The 14046-nt window shown below is 58.8% G+C and carries 14 protein-coding genes and 1 pseudogene; 5 read left to right on the top strand and 10 right to left on the bottom strand.

Translation table 11 applies throughout. From position 1 onward, the window contains the following. Window positions 1-25: 25 nt before the first annotated feature. From ACVILI_RS27465 to ACVILI_RS27455, 3 genes and pseudogenes are all read right to left on the bottom strand, one after another. Window positions 26-229 carry a hypothetical protein gene (locus ACVILI_RS27465; RefSeq protein ID WP_027047168.1) on the bottom strand — a complete coding sequence of 68 codons (204 nt, stop codon included), beginning with the start codon at window positions 227-229 and terminating at the stop codon, window positions 26-28. 305 nt (window positions 230-534) lie between these two features. After that, a complete protein-coding gene (locus ACVILI_RS27460; protein ID WP_038648754.1) occupies window positions 535-834 on the bottom strand; it encodes a DUF1236 domain-containing protein in 300 nt (99 codons plus the stop codon). Between the two features lie 687 nt (window positions 835-1521). After that, window positions 1522-2792: pseudogene (locus ACVILI_RS27455) on the bottom strand (IS256 family transposase). A 128-nt stretch (window positions 2793-2920) separates the two neighbouring features. On the opposite strand from ACVILI_RS27455, the gene ACVILI_RS27450 reads away from it, so the two are divergent. Both ACVILI_RS27450 and ACVILI_RS27445 read left to right on the top strand, forming a co-directional pair. Then, on the top strand, window positions 2921-3205 hold the full coding sequence (locus tag ACVILI_RS27450) for a low affinity iron permease family protein (RefSeq protein WP_457102659.1): 285 nt from the start codon (window positions 2921-2923) through the stop codon (window positions 3203-3205). A gap of 123 nt (window positions 3206-3328) precedes the next feature. Then, window positions 3329-4729 (top strand): phospholipase D family protein, encoded by a 1401-nt coding sequence (locus ACVILI_RS27445; RefSeq protein WP_038648751.1) that lies wholly within the window; start codon window positions 3329-3331, stop codon window positions 4727-4729. Between the two features lie 49 nt (window positions 4730-4778). On the opposite strand, the gene ACVILI_RS27440 is transcribed toward ACVILI_RS27445, so the two are convergent. The 3 genes from ACVILI_RS27440 to ACVILI_RS27430 are packed head-to-tail and all read right to left on the bottom strand — an operon-like array spanning window position 4779 to window position 7239. After that, the gene (locus tag ACVILI_RS27440) at window positions 4779-5588 is read right to left on the bottom strand and encodes a metallophosphoesterase family protein (protein ID WP_038648749.1); all 810 of its coding nucleotides are present in this window, start codon (window positions 5586-5588) and stop codon (window positions 4779-4781) included. Between the two features lie 15 nt (window positions 5589-5603). After that, window positions 5604-6521 (bottom strand): diacylglycerol/lipid kinase family protein, encoded by a 918-nt coding sequence (locus ACVILI_RS27435; RefSeq protein ID WP_457102747.1) that lies wholly within the window; start codon window positions 6519-6521, stop codon window positions 5604-5606. Window positions 6522-6534: 13 nt separating this feature from the next. Continuing rightward, window positions 6535-7239 carry a phosphatase PAP2 family protein gene (locus ACVILI_RS27430; RefSeq protein ID WP_240565270.1) on the bottom strand — a complete coding sequence of 235 codons (705 nt, stop codon included), beginning with the start codon at window positions 7237-7239 and terminating at the stop codon, window positions 6535-6537. A gap of 214 nt (window positions 7240-7453) precedes the next feature. Between ACVILI_RS27430 and ACVILI_RS27425 the strand changes: the two genes are divergently transcribed. From ACVILI_RS27425 to ACVILI_RS27415, 3 genes are all read left to right on the top strand, one after another. Continuing rightward, complete coding sequence (locus ACVILI_RS27425) at window positions 7454-8941, top strand: ATPase domain-containing protein (protein WP_457102746.1); 1488 nt, start codon at window positions 7454-7456, stop codon at window positions 8939-8941. Then, window positions 8938-9978 carry a sensor histidine kinase gene (locus ACVILI_RS27420; RefSeq protein ID WP_457102658.1) on the top strand — a complete coding sequence of 347 codons (1041 nt, stop codon included), beginning with the start codon at window positions 8938-8940 and terminating at the stop codon, window positions 9976-9978. The genes ACVILI_RS27425 and ACVILI_RS27420 overlap by 4 nt, the downstream gene beginning before the upstream one ends. An 87-nt stretch (window positions 9979-10065) precedes the next feature. Further along, window positions 10066-11142 carry a histidine kinase dimerization/phosphoacceptor domain -containing protein gene (locus ACVILI_RS27415; protein ID WP_038648744.1) on the top strand — a complete coding sequence of 359 codons (1077 nt, stop codon included), beginning with the start codon at window positions 10066-10068 and terminating at the stop codon, window positions 11140-11142. 161 nt (window positions 11143-11303) lie between these two features. On the opposite strand, the gene ACVILI_RS27410 is transcribed toward ACVILI_RS27415, so the two are convergent. The 4 genes from ACVILI_RS27410 to ACVILI_RS27395 all read right to left on the bottom strand — a co-directional run bounded on the left by ACVILI_RS27410 (window position 11304) and on the right by ACVILI_RS27395 (window position 14029). After that, window positions 11304-11492 carry a baeRF12 domain-containing protein gene (locus ACVILI_RS27410; protein ID WP_084791644.1) on the bottom strand — a complete coding sequence of 63 codons (189 nt, stop codon included), beginning with the start codon at window positions 11490-11492 and terminating at the stop codon, window positions 11304-11306. Then, a complete protein-coding gene (locus ACVILI_RS27405) occupies window positions 11450-11674 on the bottom strand; it encodes a hypothetical protein (protein WP_038648741.1) in 225 nt (74 codons plus the stop codon). The genes ACVILI_RS27410 and ACVILI_RS27405 overlap by 43 nt, the downstream gene beginning before the upstream one ends. Before the next feature lie 193 nt (window positions 11675-11867). Beyond that, window positions 11868-12686, bottom strand: a complete 819-nt coding sequence (locus ACVILI_RS27400; RefSeq protein ID WP_083246848.1) for a DUF1365 domain-containing protein — start codon at window positions 12684-12686, stop codon at window positions 11868-11870. Next, the gene (locus ACVILI_RS27395) at window positions 12683-14029 is read right to left on the bottom strand and encodes an NAD(P)/FAD-dependent oxidoreductase (RefSeq protein WP_019859911.1); all 1347 of its coding nucleotides are present in this window, start codon (window positions 14027-14029) and stop codon (window positions 12683-12685) included. The genes ACVILI_RS27400 and ACVILI_RS27395 overlap by 4 nt, the downstream gene beginning before the upstream one ends. Between the last annotated feature and the right edge of the window lie 17 nt (window positions 14030-14046).

The raw sequence follows: 14046 nt of genomic DNA, 5'->3' as shown, positions 1-14046 counted from the left end.
TATGCCCGGCCTTGACCGCCTTGCGCTACTCGGCGGATCCATTGATTGTGAATGGTGAAGCGCTGGGGACGCACTGCAGGGTCCAGCCCGTCGACGTTGGCTGCTTCTGGTATTCGGCAATGGCGGCCGTGCATTGTTCCCGCTTGTCGAAAGTGCTCGGCAACACCGCCATGCCGCCCTGCGGGCCGGCAATTACCAGATACCAGATCAGCGCTGCTGTCGAAGTCATGGCGTTTCCTTGTTCCAACCCGACGCCATAGCCGCTGGCGGCCGGATCACCTTAGGCCAATGGCCAGGAATGGGCTAATCGCGATTAAGATAAAGGCGGCGATCAGGTCGGCGCCGTCAATCAGACTCCGCCATCACCGATGCGACCTTTCGAAACACCTTCATGTCGCCGCGGTAATGTTCACGTCCGTGAACTTTGTTCTCAGCTTTGCAGCAGGCGTTTCCAAAGATGAGATATTGCATCTTATGACCGTCAGTTGGAACCCGTCGCCGGGAGAGGCGACGGGCTTTGGCCGGCAAGGCCGGTCAGTCGTAGATTTTGATGATCTTGTGGGTGGTTGGATCGACCAGAACGGTCCGGTTGTCGATCACGACGTAGCGGTATTTGACGTTGGGAACTTCGCGAAGTTCGACCGTGTCAGGCAGCGCCGTGCCGATGTTGAGTTCCACTCCGGGAACCTTCACCGAAGCAAGCGGCTGCTTCTTCACATATTCACGGATAACCGTTTCCTGCTCCGGCTGAATGATGATGTCCTCGGCCGCCGCGACGCCGACGCCTGCGAGCAGAAAAAATGCCGCGGCTGCGGCAGACAGATGCAATTTCATAATCTTACTCCTCGTGAGATTGGCTCCGATCGGTGGTGTCGAAGCTCAGCTGCCAACTTGGCGTGGATGCAATCGTTCCCTTGGGAGGACTTCAGTCGGAGGAGGTGGTTGGACCAAAGTCCGGTCGAATTCCGCAATGGTCTTGCCGTCGGTGCAGCTTGGAACGGTCATCTGTCGCGGAAGTTGTCAGCCACGGAACTGAAGGAAAGAATTCATGGACAGAAGTGTTGGTCAAGCGCGTTGGTTGCTGGCGCCAGTTTTCGTCTTGGCCATATCCCTGCTCGTCATCGGAATATCCCATGGCTGAACCTGGACAGTCCACATTTCAAAATCCGCGCAGCTATGTCCCTTCCTGCGTTGATAACGGTTCGCTCGCTGCTTTGGCGGCGAGCGAACCCGTCAACTTCAATTTAGCCAGCGACGGGTGGTTGGATGTTCAATGACAAAAAGACTCGCCTCATAGAGGCCGGTTTCCTCCTGGCAGTGCCCATTTGCGTGGCTCTGACCGCGCTGGTAGCCGTATTCGCTCTGGCCAGGATATGATGGTGTGGTTGTATCCACTTCGGCGTTTGGCGCAGGAACGAGCCACGGCTTCACAATCATGGAGCCGTTAGAATGAACCGGATCCTGTTTATGACGGCCGACTTCCTTTCCCGAGCTATGCTGGAATTTGGGTGACGAGGCTGATCAAGCGGCGCTCTGCGGCTTCAATTCGATGACCTCGATTCCATCTTGGAATCTGGCACCTGCGATGAGTTTCGGCAACTGATTTTGTCCTTTCAATCGTCGCCATGTCCTGGCGGCGGCCATGACCAGTTTGAAGACCATCAGCCTTGCGGTCTTCGATGATAGGGAGCCTTTCGTGCGCACCGTGCGATGGCGAACGGTGGCAAAAACGCTCTCGATGGGATTCGATGTCCGCAGATGATCCCAATGTTCGGCGGGGAAATCGTAGAACGCCAGCAAGGCATTCTGATCTTTGGTCAGGCAGTCGACCGCCTTGCCGTATTTCGCATCATATTTCTCGACAAAGACGGCAATCGCCGTCTCGGCTGAGGCTCGGTTCGGGGCGGAAAAGATTTCGCGCAGATCTGTCTTCATGCCGGCCTGCATTGAGTTCGGCACCTTGTTGAGCACGTTGGCTGTCTTGTGCACCCAGCACCGCTGGTGCTTGGTGCCGGGAAGGACCTCATCGAGCGCGCTCCAGAAGCCAAGCGCGCCGTCGCCGACGGCAAGATCGGGCGCGATTTGCAGGCCACGACGCTTCACGTCGACCAGCAGCTCGCGCCAGCTCTGCGCACTCTCACGAATCCCTGTCTGGAAGCCGACGAGTTCTTTTTTGCCCTCAGGCGTGGCGCCGATCAGCACCAGCATGCATTCGGCATGGTCTTCCATGCGCGCCTGGAGATAGACCCCGTCCGCCCACACATAGACATAATGGCGCGCCGAAAGATCGCGCTTTTGCCAACGCTCGTATTCGGTGGTCCACTCTGCCGTCAGCCGCGTGATCACCGAGGGTGAGAGGTTCGCTGCCTCCTTGCCGAGCAGGGCTGCCAGAGCTTCCTGAAAGTCGCCCGTCGAAACGCCGCGCAGGTAAAGAACGGGAAGCAGCGCGTCCAGACTTCGCGTCCGACGCGCCCTCATTTGGGTAGGATCGATGAGGAAAACCGGACCCGGTCCGCTTCGCCGGTCGCGCCGCGGTCCCGGACCTTCACCCGGCTGACGGGCACCGGCCCGATCCCCGTCTGGATGCTCCGCTCCGGGCCGCGACCGTGCCGGACCAGCCGCTCACGTCCGTCCGGCAGCTTCAGATCCCGCATCTCGGCAAGAAACGCTTCGGCCTCCATCTCGATCGCCTGCGCCAGCAATTTGCGCGCGCCGGTGCGGAGCACATCCGTCAGGGGATCATCGATCTCGTCGGGCTGACGAAGGCGAACAATGTTGATAGTCTCGTTCATGGCGTATCGCTCTCCTTGAGAGGTTCTGGCAGGCTTCAATCACCCGCCTCGATACGCCGCCCTTCTCAAACCGTCATCACCCATTTTCCGCCATAGCTCTCCTTTCCCGGCCGCCAGGCTTCTACGTCATGATGGTCGCAATGGTATTGTGCACCGCGCTGGTGCCATTCGGACTGACCAACGCGGTCACTTATGTCCTTTCGGTGGCCGCCATCGTGATCACTGGTGTTGTCCTGATACAGGGCTATCGCGATACCGCGGCCATTCACGCTAAGCTCGATGAGATCGTCGTTTCGCTTAGGGAGACCAGAAACGACGTGGTCGGCCTGGAGCATGCCGAGCCGGAGGAGATCCGCGAAAAGCTTGCCATGCTCGAACAAGAAGCAGCGCAACGAAATGGGCGAGCCACCTGAATATTAAACGCCAGCTTTCTTCGACTATCAGCAGGCTCAAGGCCCTCGTGCAACCAGATCGGCGCTCGCGGGTTCTTGACCTAATGAAACGGCGCCTCGATCTCCTCCGAAACCGGTCAATTCATGGACGTCTCGATTACGCAAACATCGGCCGATAAAATCAAAGCAGGTAAGAGCGGCCTGCTGCTGATTTCTGACAATTACGATGCGTTCGCCGCGCGTGTTTTGGCGGCAAGGGGCGCGGCTCGCACTCTCGATCTCATGTACTATCTCTGGCATGACGACCACACGGGGCGCTTGCTTTTGCAGGAAGTTGTCCGGGCGGCCCAGCGAGGCGTACGGGTCAGAATGCTGCTCGACGACGTCAATCCGCGCAAGAGCGATGCCGCCTATTTGGCGCTGAGCAACCATCCAAACATCGAACTCAAATTGTTCAACCCGAGCGGCATCAGAGCGCGCGGCCTCATGCGCGGCGCGGAAGTCCTCTTGCGGCTTTTTGCATTGACAAGGCGGATGCACAACAAGGCGTGGATTGCCGACAACAACATCGCAATTGTCGGTGGGCGCAATGTCGGCGATGCATATTTTGACGCGGCGGAGACGAATTTCCGTGACCTCGACATGCTGCTTCTCGGTCCCGCCGTCCAGCAAACCGCACAGATCTTCCAAACTTTCTGGGTATGCCAGGACGCGAAGCCAATAGCTGAACTCGGTGCAGCCGCTCCAGGCTCGCATACCCCCTATTTCGAGGGAAGAGAGGAGAAAACCGAGTCGACGCTTCTGAGCGGGGTCAGGGACAAGGGCTCCATCGCCGAGTTCATATCGGCGAGCAGCAACGTACATTGGGTCGAGCGCGTGCGCGTGATCTCCGACCCTCCGGAAAAGGTCCGAGGCTGGAGACCGCGCGGTTGGCTGATGAAGGAGTTGCTCCCAATCATTCAGTCGGCGCGCAAGCGTGTGGAAATCGTGTCCCCGTATTTTATCCCCGGCAAGAAGGGATCAAAAATCCTCGGCGACCTCGTCGACGACGGGGTGCAGGTCGCTGTGTTGACCAACTCCTTGGCCGCGACCGATGTCGCCGCGGTCCACGGGGCATACGCCAACTATCGCAAGCGCTTGCTGAGAATGGGCGTGCAGCTTTTCGAGCTCCAACCCTTTAGCCGGCAGCCCAAGATTTCCGTATTTGGATCCAAGGGCGCCAGCCTGCACACCAAAGCGTTCAGCGTCGACAACAGGATCGGTTTCGTCGGATCTTTTAACTTCGATCCTCGGTCCGTATCCCTGAATTCGGAAATGGGAGTGCTTTTTGAAGACGAAAATCTGGTCGCGGAACTGCAGCATAGGTTCAAATCGGAGATAGCGCCGGAAGCGAGCTACCGGCTCGAATTGAAGAACGAGGTTCTTCGCTGGCATGGCAGCGATGAAGGCAGACTGCAAACCTATACGCGCGAACCCGAGGCAGCATGGTTCCGCCGCATCCTGGCCGCCCTGGTCAGGCACCTCCCCATCGAATCTCAGCTTTAGCCGTACGTCGGCAGATTCTGGAAATGTAGACGCTCTCTCCCAACGCAATTCAAGCGGGTTCCCATCCGCCTGAACCTTGCCGAAAGGAATAACTGGCTGAGGTTTCGAACCCGGACTGCAAAGACTGCCATGCCCGACATTCGATAGAGATCCTCGGGTGCTCGATGCGAATGATGTTAAACGAATTTGCAGCTTGTCGTACCCGCGAAGAAACCGCCGTCCCCGCTTGAACAAGCAGCGCCGCATAGCCGTCGATGAGGTAGCGCCGTGCGCTCGAACCAGCGCGGTGAAGATGCTGGTGCCCAGACAATATGACATCTACGCCGTTGCGCGAGAAGGCATCCATTGCCAGATCGGCGCGGCCCACGATGCCGTCGTCGTTTTCCAGGTCTAGCCCTTCGAAAGGATGATGCGTGACCACTATCCGGGTAACGTCATCGGACATATGTGCGAATTTTTCCGTCGCCGCCTCGAGTTGACGGACGTTGATCCTGCCGTCCTTGATCGTCAGGGATCGTGCTGTGTTTATCCCGACCACAGCGACTTCGCTATCGGCGTAGAACGGGTCCGTGTCCGCCTCGATGTAGCGCCTGTAACGCGACAGAGGCGTCACCGCACGCGCGAAGACATTCCAGAGCGGCACGTCGTGATTGCCTGGCACTACGATGCGGGGGCCAGGGAGGGAATCGAGAAAGGCGCGCGCCTGCAGGAATTCGTCTTTCCGGGCGCGCTGCGTAAGATCCCCCGAAACGACGAGCAGATCAGAGTCGACTGCAAGAACCTCTGCCGTGATCGCGTCCACAAGCTGGCTCTCTGTCTTTCCGAAGTGCAAATCCGAAAGATGGACCAGGGTTCTCACTGAAGTTCTCCGCTTTCAGCTACGGTCGCCGGTTTTGTTCGTTCTGGCTGGTGCGATGACTTTCAGGGCCGCCGGCCGAACCTGAAAATTCAGGGGCGTGTCCATGCTGACGGCTTCGCCGTCCAGAGAAACCAGCATGGCGTGGCGATGCGATGTGATTTGCAGCGAGTTGGCGCGATAAATTTCAAGATCTCGGGTCGCGTCGATCATGCCGAACGCGATTTTGAACGGAAGCAATGCCAGCCCAAACCACGACTGCTGCTTGACGACGTAAACGCAGAGTTCCTTTGAGGAGAGGCTGCGGCGATGGCCAAGATCGGCGATGTCGTAGAAATTGTTGCCGACGAACACGCAAGGCGTCCGCAGCCTCTCGCGGGTGCCTTGGGCAGCGACGTGGACAGCCTGCCACGAGGCGGATCTCAACGTTCTCATCAGGGCGGGTCCGATGGCGGCAAGCTTGCCGAACCCGCGGCGGCGCTGTTCGGTTGAACGCTTTGCAACAAAGAACGGATAGATCCCAATCGATGAATTGTTGAGAAAGACTCGGCCGTTGACCTCGGCGACATCGACCGTGACAGGCATGCCGGTCGCGATTGTATCGATCGCCGCCGTCAGGTCGAGCGGCACACCCAAATCCTTGGCAAAGTGGTTCAATGTGCCGAGCGGAAGGACGCCAAGCACCACACCCGTCCCCGCCAGCGCCGAGGCCGCGCTGCCGAGAGTGCCGTCGCCACCGCCCACCACCAATATCGATCCATGGCCGGACCTCGACTTGTTTTCGGCAACGAAGCGCTGAGAGAGCTCTCCGATCTCACGCCCTTCCACCAGTCGCACATCGGCCTCGACGCCACGTTCGGCGAACCCATCCCGCACGGTTCTCTCGATGTCGCCCTTGCGCGCCACGGCGCCGGCACTTTTGTTGATGAGCGCCACAACCTTCAAGTCTTCAGTCTCCGCTCCGGCCATTCCTGAAACCATAAGCGACCATCCAACACAGGATCGCCCAGCCAGAACCAATGCACCATCCGGCCAAGACATCCGTCGGATAGTGGACCGCGAGATAGACCCTGCTTACGCCAACGGCCAGCGTCAGAAAGACGGCGAGGGCCATGAAATACACTTTGAGGCGGAAATCCTGATTTGCGTGTGAAAGAAGGGCGCCCACGGTCAGAAACGTGATCGCCGAAAGCATAGCATGGCCACTCGGGAAACTTGCAGTGAACACCCGCGTGACATGAGGAATCTCCGGCCTGGGGCGGTTGAAGCTTAGCTTGAGGATCGTGCCGAGCAGTTCCCCGCCGGCCACCGCCACTGCCATCCAAATGGCCAGAGCCCGCTTGTGGACAAGAAGCAGATAGGCAACCCCTGCCATCAACACGAAGCCAAGAAACACCACGCTGCCGATCGAGGTCACATCTCTGGCCGCTTCCTGAAGCCATGGCGGACCGATCGGGTAGGCCTGATCGGCCCCACGCAGGGTCGACATGATCGCCAGATCAAATTTGGTCGTATCGCCTTCCAGGACCTCCTCGGCGAGCACTCCGAAGCCGAGAACGAGGCATGCAACGAGCATCCCCACGATGAGCCTGTTCTTGCCTTGCGGAGAACGCCCGAAGGGCCGGCGCTCGATATCTGGGACTGGTTCGCTCAAGCGCCGGACCTCATTGGTGAGGCACAACGGCGTCGCGAGTACGAGGTTCCCTCAGCCATCACTGCGGTCAGGACGGCAGAAATCTGCGGCGGCGCTTCGCGACAGCCCCGACGACACGACGTCGTTGGAATGGCCGTGAGAGCCTCACTTCTTCAAGTGGGAACCATTGAAAATTCTATCCGTTGAAGTGTTCACGAAAAGCAAGCGGGGCAACGTGGATCAAGACGACGCTTCACCAATATCATCTGGCGTGGAAGGCCTCGACTATGTCCTGCGAGGCGGATACGCTAAATTCCGTTCACATCTTGTAGAGGGCAGGCCTGGTTCAGGTAAGACCACACTTGGGCTGCAGTTTCTGATCAAAGGCGCGTCGGATGGCGAGAAATGCCTCTATATAACGCTGTCCGAGAGCAAGCGTGAACTGCACTCAGTCGCGGAACGGCATGGATTTTCTCTTCACGGCATCGAAATCCTCGAGCTGGTGCCACCGGAGTTGAGCCTCGACCCATCGCAGTTACAGACTCTGGTTCACTCGTCCGATCTTGAACTCGGTGAGACCGTGCAGTCCGCGCTCGCCGAGATCGAGCGCATGAAGCCGGATCGCGTGGTGTTCGATTCCCTGTCGGAAATTCGCCTCTTGTCGCAGGGCTCGTTACGCTATCGGCGGCAGGTTCTGGCTTTGAAAAGCTTTTTCCTGCTCAACAATGCGACGGTGCTTCTGCTTGACGATCTCACCGCTGAACATGACGATCTAAACCTGCATTCCATCAGTCATGGCGTCATCCGGATGGAACAGCTTTCGCCGATCTATGGCGGAGAGCGGCGGCGGCTGCGCATCATCAAGATGCGCGGCGTTCAAATTCGCGGCGGCTTCCACGACTTCGTCATTAGACCGGGCGGCGTGATGGTGTTTCCGCGCTTGGTTGCCTCCGAACATGAGATGGCCGAGCATGGAACGCCGGCAACCGGTAATGGATCTGTCGACACACTCGTGGGTGGCGGGCTGGACCGCGGCACCAGCACTCTCCTGATGGGACCTTCTGGTGTCGGCAAGTCGACCATCGCGTGCAGCTATTGCCATGCGGCTCTCAAGCGCGGCGAACATGTGCTGGTGCTTTTGTTCGATGAAACCAAGCGGATTTTCCTGGCGCGCGCGTCTGGCCTCGGCATGGATCTGGGGCCATTCGCCGTCAATGGAAGTTTGCTGCTGGAACAGGTGGATCCGGCAGAGTTGTCGCCTGGTGAATTGTCTTCGCGCATCCAGTCGGCTGTGGAGCGCTCAAGTGCAAGGATCGTCGTCATCGACAGCCTGACCGGGTATCTCAATGCCATGTCGGAGGAGCAGCATCTTGTGCTGCAGATGCACGAGATTCTGACTTACCTTAATCAAAAGGGCGTTGTGACGATCCTGTTGTTGGCCAATCATGGGCTGATAGGTCAGATGTCTGCCCCCGTCGACATGACCTATCTCTGCGATTCCGTAATGCTGCTGCGCTTCTTTGAAAGCGGCGGCCGTTTGAGACGAGCTATTTCCGTGGTGAAAAAACGCGTCGGGCCGCATGAGGACACCATTCGCGAATTCAAGATAAGCGCGACCGGCCTGGCCGTCGGCGAACCACTAGAGGAGTTCCGAGGGATACTGACTGGCGTGCCCACCTACGAGGGTAAGCAAGGCAACCTGCTGCAAGACAAGTCATCGTGATGCCTTCAGACCGCAATGTGCTCGTGCTGGCGCCGGTCGGGCGCGACGCGAAGGTCGCGTCTGCAATCCTCACGGAGAACGACATCAAGTCCCACATCTGCGCCACGCTCGACGAAGCAGTTCCGCTGTTGGACCAAGCTCACTGCCTTTTGGTTACAGAAGAAGCCTTGATCAGTTCCAATCGAAATCAGTTTGCATCGTGGCTCAATCATCAACCGACGTGGTCGGATTTTCCGATCGTGTTACTGACGATGCGAGGAACGGAGATCGACAAGCGACTCGCCTTTCTGGATCGCTATCTGATCGTTCTCGAGAGGCCTTTCCTGGCGTCGAGTCTTGCAAATTCGGTGCGCTCGGCTTTGCGAGCCCGCGCCCGTCAACTCGAGGTCAAGTCATATATCGAACAGAAGCAAGAGGTCGCCGACCGGCAAAAGCTGCTGATCAGGGAACTCCATCACCGCGTCAAAAACACGCTCGCAAATGTCCGGGCGATGATGGGGGCAACCGCCAAATCGAGTGGTAGCGTGGATGATTTCGTGCGCGATTTCTCTGCCAGGATCGTCTCGCTCGCCGACACGCATTCGATGCTCACCGACGACTATTGGCAGATGGCTTCCTTGCACAAGCTGCTGGAGTCGGACCTGCGCCACTACGATACGACCGACAAGTCGCGCGTAGTGCTCGAAGGGCCGAACGTCGCGCTGGTCGCCGATATCGCGATCCCGATCGGGATGGCGTTTCATGAACTCGCGTCCAACTCATCGAAATATGGCGCGTTGTCCCGCCCCACAGGGCGTCTCGAAGTCCGGTGGTCGGTGAGCAATTCGGAAGGAGAGCGAATGCTCAATCTGGATTGGCTTGAAAAGGGCGGGCCGAAGGTCGAGCAACCAAGACGGCGCGGCTTCGGTACGACGTTGCTGGAGAAAGTCGTCGCCGTGCAGTGCCAAGCCAAGGTTGAGTTGAACTATCATCCTGACGGTCTGCGGTTCGCAATGGCCTTGCCGCTACGCGACACGAGGCTTGTCCCCGCCTACTGACCTCAGCAAGGTGGCGCTCCGCTTCGGTGGTGGCCTATATGCTCCATCGCTGATACTGATGACCTTTCCTTACAGCGTAGGCGTAAAATGATATCGGATACAGGGAAGCCCGAGGCGGTCGAGCAACTGCTCGATACGCCCGAACTCGCGACCGCGCTGGAGAGCGAACAGTTCAAGAAATTTCTCGACCAGGTGCCTATCGCGATTGCTGTTTCAGACCTGATCGAAACGGAGCGCGTCGTTTATGCCAATCCGGAATTCGAAAAACTCTCCGGCCTGAAGGCCGCCAATCTGGCGCGAAAAAACTGGGCAGCGCTGTCCGGGACTGGGATCCGTGAGCAGAAGGACAAGGCGCTGGCCGAGAGCGTTATCAATGAAACGGATTTCGTCGGCACTTTCCGGCTGGAGCGCGGCGTCGGGGGACCGGCAGTCGTTGACGCCTACTCAAATTTGATTGTGGACGATGATGGCAAGACTTGTTTCCGGCTGGTCGCCTTGGTGGACGTATCCTCTCACGGCGAGGAGGCGCCCTCGGTAGAGGAGCGTGTCCGGGAAAAGGATACATTGCTGCGGGAACTGCAGCACAGGGTAAAAAACAATCTGCAGATGATCACCGCACTCATCCGGCTGGAGACCCGCAATGCGGCGGAGCCCGACCAGAAACGGTTCGAGAGGTTGGCCGGCCGCGTCGACGCTCTTGCGATACTCTACCAGGCGCTGTCGAACGACGAGCAGAAGGATGAGATCGATCTTGGTATCTATCTCAGCCAGATAGCATCCGCGGTAATGGCTTCGCATGCGGTGGAAGGCATACGCCTGGACATGAAGGTGGATACCTATCCCGTGTCGATCAACGTTGCGATGCCCACGGGGCTGGTTGTGAACGAATTGCTGACCAATGCGCTCAAACACGGCTTCAAGGGACGAGAAGGCGGCACGATAACGCTTCACAGCGTGGTCGATGGCGACGGATGCCGCATCACCATCGCCGATGACGGGGTTGGTTTGCCGGAGGGCGAGACATGGCCGAAGCCCGGCAAGCTCGGTGCTCTCATCGCGCGCTCCTTGACCGAGAACGCCAAAGCGCAATTCGAAGTCAAATCCAGCGCCACTGAAGGGACCAGGGTCACCATCGTTTTCAAGCGATCGGCAGCGACGAGCTGACGATGTTCTATGCTGCGGTTTGAGTGGCTTGGGCGGCCCAAATAGACGCCGACCGTGCAAGGCGATTTCGATGGCGGCTCTGTTCATGGCGACTTGCTCGTCCATGCGACTGTCATGCTTGGACCTGACGTCAATATCGTGGCTCCGGCTGCAGGCCGCGGCTAACTAGGTGGCGGCACTACATTTTCTATCTCTTGTGCTGAACGCCTCGTAAGATCCTTTGGGATCTCGCCTACCAGCACGGCCGAACGTTTCTGGTGGTAATGCTTGCGAAGTTCACCAAGCGTGCGTGGGGCAGCGATGACGATCAGATTGGCAATTTGATCGCCGAGGACCTGACGATTGAGCAGATCGGCGGTACCGGCCGCAAAAGCCGCGTCTTCTCGTCCACCGGCTTGAACACGGGCGGAAGGAACTGATGCCGCAGCCTGATCGTATCCATGACGTCACCAACTACGGTGACGAAGAGTTCGTTCTCGAACAGCCGGTACATTTCGGTCTCGTCGTCATAGAGGCGCTTCGATGCGGTCATGAGGCCTGACTCCAACCGGTCGTGGATTGTGTGTTGTGGGAAGGCCCTTGGCCTCCGCGGATCCGGCAACAACGCCACTCAATGTCCTACCCTTCATTCCGACGGCAACCCGGTCTTGTTTTGTTCTACAGTCCGTTCCCTGGCAGCGAGGAAAATGCCGCACCATAGATCGACCTTTGCCCTTGCCTCAGTGTCAAATGACATCAGGCTCGGCCTTTCTCTGTAAACGTCCATGCATGGCGACGCGGGTGATGGAGTTGTCGGGCGGGGCAGGGCGCTCCTGAAGCCGAATGCCCTTTGCCCAGAGCCGCAGCGCCTCCCAATGGATGCCGGCGGTCACCTTGAGTGTCAGCAGAGGATACGAGATGAATGCGCGCAGCAGACTGGCATCGCTCAGCGCCCGCCGCTTGCCGGCGAAGCTTGCCACCATCAGCGGCCCTTGGTCGTCGCTGGCAGTGATGTGTATCGCGACGTTTTCGCCGGGGAGGCCGATGCGGAAGCGATAGTTCAATCCCATGGCCATGAAAGGCGAAACGTAGAAGCGCTTGTCGCAATGTTGCCTGACAGTCTCGTCGTGCCGCTCGCCGACAGGGATCAGGTAGCTGTGGCGCTGCCCAAAGGTGTTGTTGACTTCGTAGAGGATCGCGACGAGGTCGCCCTGCCGGTTATGGCAGAAATAGATGCTGATCGGATTGAAAGCGTAGCCGAGCGTGCGCGGCATCGAGAGCAGTCGGATTGGCCCCGCATCCGTCTCGATCCCTGCCGTCTCAAGCATATCTTCGACATAGGCTTTCAGCGATCCGCCCGAGCCATCGCCGTGATCCGCGTCAGCGAAGCCAAACAGATTAAACCGGTTGTGTGACAACAGGCGAAGCCGCTTGCTCATCGCATCGATCTCGTCGAGGTCGAGCAGAAGGAAGAAAATGCGGTAGGAAAGGCGGTGCCGCCGCGGCTTCAGCCGCTGGTGCATTACTTTGCCAGCGTAGAGGGCCGATTTCAGCTCCGGCATCACGCCGCCTCGAGGTTGCGCCGCGCCACGGCGTCGATGATGTGAATGCGCGCTGACTCATTCGCGACGCTCCAGGGCCGGCGTACACCGCCAAGCGCCTCAGCCACCGCAAGCCCGGCCTGCAGGCCGTCCTCGTGGAAGCCGGCGCCGAAATAGGAGCCGCAGAACCAGGTTCTTCGACTGCCCTGCAGCGACCACAGCCTTTGCTGCGCGCGCATCGCTGCGGCGTCGAAAGCCGGATGTTCATAGGTCTCGCGATGCAGAACGGTATTGGCCGCCGGTTCCACGACAGGATTGAGGGTGACGAAGAGCTGCTGGTCATCGGGCAACGATTGAAGCCTGTTCATCCAGTACGAAACAGACAGTTTTCGGGTTTCACCCTGGCCCTGTGTCAAATAGTTCCAACTCGACCAGGCGCGCTTACGCCGCGGCATCAGGCGCGCATCTGCATGCAGCACCGCCTCGTTGCGGCTGTAGCCAAAACTGCCGAGCAGCCGCGTCTCGTCGTGGCTCGGATCGTCAAGAATGCGCAGCGCCTGGTCGGCATGGGTGGCGATAACGACGTGGTCGAAGCGGTGCTCGACGCCTTCGCAGTCGGTAAGCCAAGCCGCGCCCCCGCGCCTGGAAATCAAGCGCACGCCGCGCCCGGCATATGAACGGCCGGCGACGCTCCTCGCCAGTTGCTCGACATATTTGCGGCTGCCGCCATCGACTGTGCGCCAGGTTGGCCGGCCTGCCAGCTTCAGCAGGCCATGGTTCTGGCAGAACCGGATGAAGGCGGTCGCTGGATAGTTGCCGACATCAAGCGCCGGAGTCGACCATATGGCTGCCGCCATAGGATAGAGATGATCCTCGCGGAATGCGGCACCGTAGCCCCTGGCATCGAGATATTCGGCCAAGCTGATCTCGCCGATACGCGCGATGTCGTGGGGGGCCTCTCGATAGAAGCGCAGCAATTCCTTCAGCATTTGCCAAAAACGCAGCCTACCGACATTGGACGGCTGTGCGAGCAGCCCGCCCAATCCGGTTCCCGAATACTCAAATCGTCCGCCGTCGAGCGAGACGGCAAACGACATGTCCGACGCCTTAGTGCGCACGCCGAGATGCGAAAACAGCGCCGTCAGGTTGGGATAGGTTACTTCGTTATAGACGATGAAACCGGTGTCGACCTGTGTGCCGCCGACATCGACGGTATTGCTGTGGCCGCCGAGCCGCCGGTCCGCCTCGAATAGCGAAACCTTGTGGCGCGTTGAAAGCAGCCATGCTGCGGACAGGCCGGAGATGCCGCTGCCGACGATGGCGATGTCCATCGGCTTGTCCGCTTCGAAATAGCCGCCGATCGTCATTCGTGCCCTCCGATTTG

It is taken from the genome of Mesorhizobium sp. USDA 4775, from assembly GCF_054062655.1.
Note: the sequence above shows the minus strand (reverse complement) of the source record. Positions and strands in the feature narration are given on the sequence as shown.

Bases quoted from the DNA above. Each gene is read 5' to 3' on its own strand.
- ACVILI_RS27445 (WP_038648751.1), top strand. From the start codon at position 3,329: ATGGACGTCTCGATTACGCAAACATCGGCCGATAAAATCAAAGCAGGT.
- ACVILI_RS27450 (WP_457102659.1), top strand. From the start codon at position 2,921: ATGATGGTCGCAATGGTATTGTGCACCGCGCTGGTGCCATTCGGACTG.
- ACVILI_RS27405 (WP_038648741.1), bottom strand. From the start codon at position 11,674: ATGACCGCATCGAAGCGCCTCTATGACGACGAGACCGAAATGTACCGG.
- ACVILI_RS27415 (WP_038648744.1), top strand. From the start codon at position 10,066: ATGATATCGGATACAGGGAAGCCCGAGGCGGTCGAGCAACTGCTCGAT.
- ACVILI_RS27460 (WP_038648754.1), bottom strand. From the start codon at position 834: ATGAAATTGCATCTGTCTGCCGCAGCCGCGGCATTTTTTCTGCTCGCA.
- ACVILI_RS27395 (WP_019859911.1), bottom strand. From the start codon at position 14,029: ATGACGATCGGCGGCTATTTCGAAGCGGACAAGCCGATGGACATCGCC.
- ACVILI_RS27465 (WP_027047168.1), bottom strand. From the start codon at position 229: ATGACTTCGACAGCAGCGCTGATCTGGTATCTGGTAATTGCCGGCCCG.